Source organism: Bradyrhizobium sp. HKCCYLRH3059, from assembly GCF_051168035.1.
Classification (GTDB): domain Bacteria; phylum Pseudomonadota; class Alphaproteobacteria; order Rhizobiales; family Xanthobacteraceae; genus Bradyrhizobium.
In genome coordinates this window covers 1-8,296 of the sequence record NZ_JBNPUF010000020.1, presented here as the reverse complement: position 1 = coordinate 8,296, position 8,296 = coordinate 1, and the positions used below count along the sequence as shown (strand labels likewise).

At 66.5% G+C, this 8,296-nt stretch carries 8 protein-coding genes; 6 read left to right on the top strand and 2 right to left on the bottom strand.

Going from position 1 to position 8,296, the window contains the following annotated elements; translation table 11 throughout:
* A partial coding sequence (locus tag ACQR13_RS32350) for a hypothetical protein (protein ID WP_316235430.1) occupies positions 1 to 643 on the top strand: 643 nt, incomplete at its 5' end.
* Between the two features lie 138 nt (positions 644 to 781).
* Here the strand turns inward: ACQR13_RS32350 and ACQR13_RS32345 are convergent.
* Positions 782 to 1,432, bottom strand: a complete 651-nt coding sequence (locus tag ACQR13_RS32345) for a TetR family transcriptional regulator (RefSeq protein ID WP_316171934.1) — start codon at positions 1,430 to 1,432, stop codon at positions 782 to 784.
* Between the two features lie 93 nt (positions 1,433 to 1,525).
* On the opposite strand from ACQR13_RS32345, the gene ACQR13_RS32340 reads away from it, so the two are divergent.
* On the top strand, positions 1,526 to 2,188 hold the full coding sequence (locus ACQR13_RS32340) for an O-methyltransferase (protein WP_316171935.1): 663 nt from the start codon (positions 1,526 to 1,528) through the stop codon (positions 2,186 to 2,188).
* Between the two features lie 115 nt (positions 2,189 to 2,303).
* The gene (locus ACQR13_RS32335; protein WP_316166941.1) at positions 2,304 to 2,954 is read left to right on the top strand and encodes an aspartate/glutamate racemase family protein; all 651 of its coding nucleotides are present in this window, start codon (positions 2,304 to 2,306) and stop codon (positions 2,952 to 2,954) included.
* Positions 2,955 to 2,966: 12 nt separating this feature from the next.
* Here ACQR13_RS32335 and ACQR13_RS32330 read toward each other — a convergent pair whose 3' ends face one another.
* A complete protein-coding gene (locus ACQR13_RS32330; RefSeq protein ID WP_434863570.1) occupies positions 2,967 to 4,325 on the bottom strand; it encodes an LLM class flavin-dependent oxidoreductase in 1,359 nt (452 codons plus the stop codon).
* Positions 4,326 to 4,511: 186 nt separating this feature from the next.
* Between ACQR13_RS32330 and ACQR13_RS32325 the strand changes: the two genes are divergently transcribed.
* The 3 genes from ACQR13_RS32325 (at position 4,512) to ACQR13_RS32315 (ending at position 7,083) form a co-directional block, all read left to right on the top strand.
* On the top strand, positions 4,512 to 6,179 hold the full coding sequence (locus ACQR13_RS32325) for a tannase/feruloyl esterase family alpha/beta hydrolase (RefSeq protein ID WP_316193980.1): 1,668 nt from the start codon (positions 4,512 to 4,514) through the stop codon (positions 6,177 to 6,179).
* A gap of 143 nt (positions 6,180 to 6,322) precedes the next feature.
* Positions 6,323 to 6,532 carry a PRC-barrel domain containing protein gene (locus tag ACQR13_RS32320; protein WP_315718640.1) on the top strand — a complete coding sequence of 70 codons (210 nt, stop codon included), beginning with the start codon at positions 6,323 to 6,325 and terminating at the stop codon, positions 6,530 to 6,532.
* 323 nt (positions 6,533 to 6,855) lie between these two features.
* The gene (locus tag ACQR13_RS32315) at positions 6,856 to 7,083 is read left to right on the top strand and encodes a hypothetical protein (RefSeq protein ID WP_315718641.1); all 228 of its coding nucleotides are present in this window, start codon (positions 6,856 to 6,858) and stop codon (positions 7,081 to 7,083) included.
* The last annotated feature ends 1,213 nt before the right edge of the window (positions 7,084 to 8,296 follow it).

Sequence of the window (8,296 nt, the reverse complement as noted above, 5' to 3'; positions counted from 1 at the left end):
GAACTTCGTCTGGCAAAAACTGATCGATCAGAACTTCGAGCACGCGACGCTACTGCCGCGCGGCCGCGATTGGCTGAACGGTCGCGAGAACGAGCCTGAGTGGACCTTCGTCTGGCAAAAACTGATCGATCAGAACTTCGAGCACGCGACGCTACTGCCGCGCGGCCGCGATTGGCTGGACGGTCGCGAGAACGAGCCCGAGTGGGCCTTCGTCTGGCAGAAACTGATCGACCAGAACTTCGAGCGTGCGACCCTGCTGCCGCGGGGCCGCGATTGGCTGACCGGTCGCGACGACGAGCCCGAGTGGGCTTTTGTCTGGCAAAAACTGGTCGATCAGAACTTCGAGCTTGCGACCCTGCTGCCGCGCGGCCGCGATTGGCTGGCCGGTCGCGACAACGAGCCTGAGTGGAACTTCGTCTGGCAGAAACTGATCGATCAGAACTTCGAGCGTGCGACCCTGCTGCCGCGCGGCCGCGATTGGCTGACCGGTCGCGACAATGAGCCCGAGTGGGCTTTTGTCTGGCAAAAACTGATCGATCAGAACTTCGAGCTTGCGACGCTGCTGCCGCGCGGCCGCAATTGGCTGATCGGTCGCGAGAGCCAGCCGGGTTCGCAGTTGGTTCGAAGGGGGGTGCGGCGCTAGAGGGCAAGCTCGTTCACGATCTGTCGAGCGCCTCGCGATGTCCGTTGATCGTCCTTGACGGGCGTTCCGGGATTCTGCTGATCGGCCGCATGGCGGCCCCCAAGACGCCGTTGAACCGGAGACGCGCCGGCTGCGGGACTACCCGGCCTTACGTTTGTGAGGCTTGTTCGCGGTGGAGAGGTACGCACAGAACATGTCGGCCATCGCATCGGCATAGGCCGATATCTCGGCCCGGCTTCGCGGTGTCTCCGAGAAGTGCTTGCCGACCTGACCGAGCGTCGTCTTGATCAGGTCGGCGGCCCGCGCGCGCTCGGTCTCTCCGGCACGAGGCAGCACCTCGCGCATGAAGGCGAGCATGGCGCGGCGGCCACTGGCCCTGGCCTGGCGTGCCTCGGGCGCGTCGCGATAGAGCGGGGCGGCGTCGTCGAGCGCGCCGCGTACGGCGGCCTCGTCGCACTCCGATTGCAGGAACGCGTGAACGAGCGCGCGCAATCGCGTCAGAGGCGGACGGCGCGTGTCCTCCAGAATGCCGTGCAGCAGTTTCGTCGTCTGCTGCCACTCGTCGCTCTGCAGCCTGAACAGGATCGCCGCCTTGTTCGGGAAGTACTGATAGAGCGAGCCGACGCTGACGCCGGCCTTCTCGGCGACACGGGCCGTGGTGAAACGTTGCGCGCCTTCCTTGGTCAAAACCTGAACAGCCGCCTGCAGAATGGCCGCGACGAGGTCGGCCGAGCGTGCCTGTTGCGGCAGTTTTCGCGGGGAAATCGGGGCTTTTCGAGCCGGGGCCATGGAGCGTTCCGAAATGCGATTAGCGAATGCGAATGATTATTCGTATTCTGACTTCGACGCAAACGACACGCATCGAGAACACGGAGAATATCAATGATCACCCTGACCACTCAGCCGGTGGCGCCGCTGCTGGATCGCCTGCTTGCCGAGGCGACGTTGCTGCGGCCGGAGACGAGCCCGATCTTCGCCGGCATGGCCGAACGGGGCGCGCAACTGATGCGCAGCAGGTCCGGTCATGTCGAGCTCTACACGCAGCTCAAGGACTTTCCGTTGCCCGTGTCGCGCGACACCGGCATGCTGCTCTACATGCTGGCGCGCGGCGTCGGTGCGCGATCGATCGTCGAATTCGGCACCTCGTTCGGCATCTCGACGCTGTTCCTCGCCGCGGCGCTGCGCGACAGTGGCGGCGGCCGGCTGATCACCACGGAGTTCGAGCCGTCCAAGGTCGCCCGTGCCCGTGCCAACCTCGCGGAGGGCGGCCTGGCCGATCTGGTCGAGATCCGCCAGGGCGACGCCCTGCAGACGCTGAGCGCCGATCTGCCGGAGACCATCGATCTCGTGCTGCTCGACGGCGCCAAGCCGCTGTATGGCGATATCCTGGCGCTGCTCGAGAGCCGGCTCAGCGCCGGCGCGTTCATCGTCGCTGACAATGCCGACCACAGCCCCGACTACCTCGCCTACGTCCGTTCGCCTGATAACGGCTATCTGTCGGTGCCGTTCGGCGACGAAGTCGAATTGTCGATGCGGATCGGGTGAGCGGCCGGCGACGAACGGCGGATGCCCGCCACCCTCATCGGCGAATGGGCCTGGAGTTGACGTTTGGCCGACGATTGTTCACGAGGAGAGCTTCGTCATCTGAGCAACCGTCCTCATGCCCCGCATCCTCCTGATCAATCCCAACAGTTCGGCCACGACCACCGCGATGATGGTGTCGATCGCGGCCGCCTGCTGCGCCGGCCGGGCCGAGGTCGTCGGCGCGACCGCGACGCGGGCGCCGGCCATGATCGTGGATGCCGAGGCGCTGGCCGCATCGGCGGCGGAAGTGGTCGATATCGGCCGCGCGCATCGCGATGCCTGCGACGGCATCATCGTCGCGGCGTTCGGCGATCCCGGCGCCGCGGAGCTTGGCAGCCAGTGCTCGCTGCCGGTGGCGGGCATCGGCGAGGCGTCGATGCGCGAGGCCGCAGAGGGCGGGCGGCGCTTCGGCGTTGCCACGGTGACGCCCGCGCTGGTCGCGAGCATCGCGGGCCTTGCAGACAGGCTGAACCTGTCGGCGCAGTTCACCGGGACGCGTCTGACGCAGGGCGACCCGGCCGCGCTCGCCGTCGATCCGGCGCGGCTTGCTGCCGCCCTGGCTGACGCCACGCGCGCCTGTATTGCCGAGGACGGCGCCGAGGCCGTGATCATCGGCGGCGGGCCGCTGGCGCAGGCCGCCGATCAGTTGCAGCGGCAATTCGCCGTGCCGATCATCAAGCCGATCGAGGCGGCGGTGGCTGTGTTGCTGTCGCGTCTGTCGGGCTGAGTGCCAGCAGCATTACGGCCGGTAGCTCGCCGCCGGATGCGGCGCCGCGAGCCGGGCGCGGCCGAACAGCTTTTCGCGCAGCGTTCCCGGCTGGTAGGCCTTCTTGTAGCGGCCGCGTCGGGTCAGCTCCGGCACCAGCATGTCCGCGACATCGGCAAAACTCTCCGGTGACAGCGCAAAGGCGAGGTTGAGGCCGTCGACGTCGGTCTGCTCGATCCAGCTCTCGATGAGATCGGCGACCTTCGCCGGTGAGCCGACGAACACCGGGCCGATACCGCCGATGCCGACATGCTCGGCAACCTCGCGCACGGTCCACACCCGGTCCGGATCGGCCCGCGTGACGTTGTCCATCGCACTGCGGCCGGCATCGTTGAGCACGTGGCGGACCTGCTGGTCGAGGTCGTAGGTCGAGAAGTCGACGCCGGTCCAGCCCGACATCAGGGTCAGCGACGCCTCGTGGTCGATGTAGCGGCGATAGTCGGCGAACTTCGCCTCGGCCGCCGCATCGGTTTCGCCGAGCACGACGGTGGCGATGCTGAAGATGACGATGTCGCTGCCCGCGCGACCCGCGTCGGCGGCGGCCTGGCGGATCGCGGCGACGCGCGGCGCGATGATCTTGGCGGACGGGCCGGACATGAACACGCATTCGGCATGCCGGCCGGCGAACACGCGGCCGCGCAGCGAGGTGCCGGCTTGATACAGCACCGGCGTTCGCTGCGGCGACGGCTCGCAGAGATGGATGGCGTCGAGCTGGTAGTTCTCGCCGCGATGGCTGACGCGGTGAACCTTCGTGGGATCGGTGAACACGCCGCTTGTCCGGTCGCGCTTGACGGCGTCGTCCTCCCAGCTACCTTCCCACAGTCTGTAGACGACCTCCATGTACTCGTCGGCGACGTCGTAGCGATCGTCATGCGCAGTCTGGCGCTCCCTGCCCATGCCGCGTGCGGCGCTGTCGAGATAGCCGGTGACGATGTTCCAGCCGATGCGGCCCTCGGTGAGATGATCGAGCGTCGACATCCGCCGCGCGAACGGGTAGGGCGGCTCATAGGACAAGGTGCAGGTGACGCCGAAGCCGAGATGGGAGGTCGCGGCGGCCATCGCCGAGATCAGCATCATCGGATCGTTCACCGGCACCTGGATGGCGTGGCGGAGCGCCGCGTCGGGGTTGCCGCCATAGACATCGTAGACGCCGAGCACGTCGGCGAGAAACAGTCCGTCGAAGCGGCCGCGCTCCAAGGTCTTGGCGAGGTCGAGCCAATAGGGCAGGCGATTGTAGTCGGAGGAACGGTCACGCGGATGCCGCCACAGGCCGGGCGACTGGTGCCCGACGCAGTTCATCGCAAACGCATTCAACCTGATGTCCGCAGCCATGATGTCCCTCGACGCTTCCTTGACACCCATCAGATGGCACGCTTCGGCTGACGTTTTCAATCGCACCCATGCGCACGGCCGCTTGCGGCGGGCGCAGGCTTGGCTATGGTCGGAAGCGATCGAGCGTGCCGCGAAGCAACGACGATGCGTGACGGGCCTTGGCCCGCAGGTGTGAGGACGACCGTGATGACGATCCGTGTGACGGCGCTGACCGCGGTCTTGCTGACGACGTCGGCCATGGCGTCCGCGCATGCGGAGGATTTCAAGGCGAGCTGCGCCACGTTGGCTCAGGGCTTCTCCGGCAGCGGCCGCATCGTCACGGCGGAATTCGTCGCTGCGGGCGGCGTGCAACTGGCGCCGCCCGCGCCTGCGGGCGCGACCGCACCTGCGCCGGATCACTGCCTGGTCCGGGGCAAGATCAACGAGCGTACCGGCATCGACGGCAAGCCCTATGCTGTCGGCTACGAGCTGCGATTGCCTGCGACGTGGAATGGCAAGGTCGTCTTTCAGGGCGGCGGCGGCGTCGACGGCGTGCTGCGCCCGGCGCTCGGCCTGCTCACCGGCACCACGCCGCCCAACGGACTCTCGAACGGCTATGCCGTGGCCTCGACCGACGCAGGCCATCTCGAGGAGCCGGGGCCGCTCGGGCCCTATCTGTTCGGCCTCGATCCGCAGGCGCGGCGCGACAAGGGCTACAGCTCGATTCCGCCGGTGGCTGCTGCCGCCAAGGCCGCGGCCGAGAAGCTGTACGGCAAGGCGCCGCGCCGGTCCTACTTCGCCGGCTGCTCCAACGGCGGCCGCCAGGCGATGGCGGTGACGCAGCGATTCCCGGAGCTGTTCGACGGCGTCATCGCCGGCGCGCCGGCCTATCGCGTGCCGCTGGCCGGCATCGATGTGATCGCGCAGGAGCAGGCGCTGCTGGCGATCGCGCCGCCCGGCCCGGACGGCAAGGCCGATGTCGGCAGCGCGCTGAGCGACGAGGACCTGAAGCTGGTGGCCGATGCCGTGACCGCGTCGTGCGATGGCGCCGACGGCGCCAAGGATGGCATGGTGCAGGACGTCATGGCCTGCCGCTTCGATCCGGCCGCGCTCGCCTGCAAGGAGGGCCAGAACTCGCAGTGCCTGCCTGTCCCCAAGCTGAAAGCCGTCAAGCTGATGTTCGACGGCAGCCGTAATTCCATGGGCGGATTGATCTATGCGCGCTGGCCGTATGATCCCGGCCTCGCCGCGCCCGGCTGGCGCGCCTGGAAGCTCGGTACGCCCAAGGCGAGTCCGCCCAATGCGCGCAACCTCACGCTCATTCCCGGCGGCGTCGCCTATGATTTCATGAGCCCGCCGGAGACGCCGGAGGATCTCGTCGCCTGGGTGCGCAACTTCGATCTCGACCGCGATCCGCGGAAGGTGATGAAGGGCGCCGGCGGCTTCGACGCCGGCATGGAATATGAGGCCGCGACCTCGACCGATCTCGACGCCTTCAAGGCGAAGGGCGGCAAGATGCTGTTCTATCACGGCACGGCCGATCCGATCTTCTCGGCGCTCGACACCGTCGACTATGTCGATCAGCTCAAGACCAAATACGGCGCCGATGCCGACGGTTTCGCACGGCTGTTCCTGGTTCCCGGCATGAACCATTGCGGCGGCGGACCCGCCACCGATCAGTTCGACCTGCTGACCGCGCTGGACCGATGGGTGGAGGGCACGGCCGCGGCGCCCGAGGCGATCCGGGCCACCGCGCGGCGCGCGCCCGATGTGCCATGGCCCGGGCGCACACGCGATCTCTGCGCGTTCCCGAAGGTGCTGACCTACAAGGGCAGCGGCAGCCTCGAGGATGCGGCGAATTTCGAGTGCCGCTGATGGGCAAGCCCGGCGCTCGCTGCCTTGCGGCGCGCACGATTGCTTGAGGACGGGTTGACGTTCGGCGTCCGCGTGCCGACTTGAACGACCGTCGAGCGGCCTGTGCTGCCCGGCGGTTCCCCCCTCAGGTCTCGAAGTTCCTCATGGTTGCCGTCAAGACGCGAGCCTTCTGCATCCTGCGCGAATTCGAACGGGCGCAGACCGAGCTGGTCGGCAAGGCTGTGGCGCTGAGCGACGGCAAGGCCGGAACAGTGGAGTACGTCCATCTTGACGAACTCCACGGTCTGCGCATCACCATCGGTGGCCATGACGGCCGCTGGCCGGTGTCGACCATCAAGTTCGCGCAGGCCTGAGTGGCATTGCCTCGTCCACTCAGGTCGCGCAACGACGTGCTGGACTGGCTCCGGACGCTGCGGCGAAAGCGCATGCTCGTTCTGCCCAACCGCGCGCATCAGCCGATGGGACCGGGGCGGGCAGAGACCGCCCCGGTCCACGCATCCCAGCCGTGCGAAGTCGGCGGCGCTGCGGCTAGCCTCGTTGCTCCCGGCGCGGCCGGCGGCTGCTGCTCTGCCGCCCGGACGACGTTGGTCATGGCCGATTCACTTATGTTGATGCGCGCGGCAGCTCCTGATCTAGAGTCGTCGATGCGCATCAATGAAACTGGATGCAATCCCGCATGGACGTAGAAGGTCAAAAGAAGCGGCGCCGGCGTGTCAAGCAGACGATGTCGTTGGGTGAGCGGTTGCTGGAGATGGCGCGCGAAGCGCGAGACAGGGCGAAACGTCTGCCCCCGGGCATCGAGCAGGCCAGGCAGCTGCGGCGCGCCCGCGAGGCCGAAGCGATCGTCGAGCTCGATCGCTTCCTGACGGCTCCCGCACGCAGCACGCCGCCGCGATCGCGTTGACGCCGTCTCGCGCCGGCCTCGGACGACGCGGCGCCGCGGAGGTCACCACGCGGCAGGTCACCAGGCAACAATGTCGACCAAGCAACAATGCCGCGGCTGCTCTTGCTGCATGCGGGCTCGAATTGATGCTGGCATCGCTGCAACGACGCGCTCGACAGGATCGACGTCCCAAGCGACCGTAACGTCCGTGCGTTGGGCAAGTCAGTCCAGAGACGCGAGCACGATGAACCAATTCCAAGCCCGCGCTGATTGAAGCATGTTTGGTTGGTGGCGAGGGCGCCCTCGTCGGGCTGGTGGTATTTCCGGAGCTTGCGGCAACAGGGCTGACCGATCCGGCCGGGACAGCCGAGCCATTCCCGGCCGCGTCACCGCCAGGCTTGCGGATATCGCCGATCGTCCCTCGCATCACTTCCGTGCTCGCGGTGGCGAGACCAATGCCAGTTCGCATTCGCGAATGTGTGCGACGCCGCGAACTTCGATCCCGGGCTCAGCGGCCCGTTCGGTCCGGAACCATTGGCGTTCCGCGCCGCGCCGCGATCGTCGCAGGCGGGGGAGGGGATCGCGACCCTCGAAATCGGCACCAGCAATCTCGACAGCGTCTGTCGACCAACCTTGTCCGGCGGAAGGATCTCGTCCTGATGCCCATGCCGCACTCGCATCGTGCGCTGGTGCAACCGAAGGCGAGCAATTCCTGACGCTGCGCGCGCCCGCCGCTCCAAAATGGAACAGAAACGGCGTGTGAGGAGGCCGAGCGTGGGCGGCGACAGCGCTATCCACATTTCTGCACAGCCGTCGCAAAAAGTTCTTGCGCAGGATGCGGCATCGCACTATCTCACCACCACGCCAGCCGGACATCACTGATGACTGAGGCCCCCGACTTTCGGGACCAACGTTGTTTTCTTTGATGTTTCTTCTTCCGACTGGCTCCTGAGTTTTTCTTCAGAAAGGCTCTTGACGGTCTCTCAAAATCAGCTATGTGAAGCGCCCCGGCAATCGGGACTTCCACGGTGAAGGAGACCAAAGAAGTTGATGCACTAATTAGTTCGAAGCGAACTAACAAGTGCGGGCTGTTTGACAAGTGAAGATGAAGAAAGAGAAACGTGGACGGCGGAGTCCTTGCGGGTCTCGGGATTGAAGGCTTCGGCTTTTGGTTCTGGGATCGGACGAGAAGACTTCGGCGGACAATGTTTCAAAGGTAACACCATGGTTTTCG

Bases quoted from the DNA above. Each gene is read 5' to 3' on its own strand.
- ACQR13_RS32325 (WP_316193980.1), top strand. From the start codon at position 4,512: ATGACGATCCGTGTGACGGCGCTGACCGCGGTCTTGCTGACGACGTCG.
- ACQR13_RS32320 (WP_315718640.1), top strand. From the start codon at position 6,323: ATGGTTGCCGTCAAGACGCGAGCCTTCTGCATCCTGCGCGAATTCGAA.
- ACQR13_RS32340 (WP_316171935.1), top strand. From the start codon at position 1,526: ATGATCACCCTGACCACTCAGCCGGTGGCGCCGCTGCTGGATCGCCTG.
- ACQR13_RS32315 (WP_315718641.1), top strand. From the start codon at position 6,856: ATGGACGTAGAAGGTCAAAAGAAGCGGCGCCGGCGTGTCAAGCAGACG.
- ACQR13_RS32335 (WP_316166941.1), top strand. From the start codon at position 2,304: ATGCCCCGCATCCTCCTGATCAATCCCAACAGTTCGGCCACGACCACC.
- ACQR13_RS32345 (WP_316171934.1), bottom strand. From the start codon at position 1,432: ATGGCCCCGGCTCGAAAAGCCCCGATTTCCCCGCGAAAACTGCCGCAA.
- ACQR13_RS32330 (WP_434863570.1), bottom strand. From the start codon at position 4,325: ATGGCTGCGGACATCAGGTTGAATGCGTTTGCGATGAACTGCGTCGGG.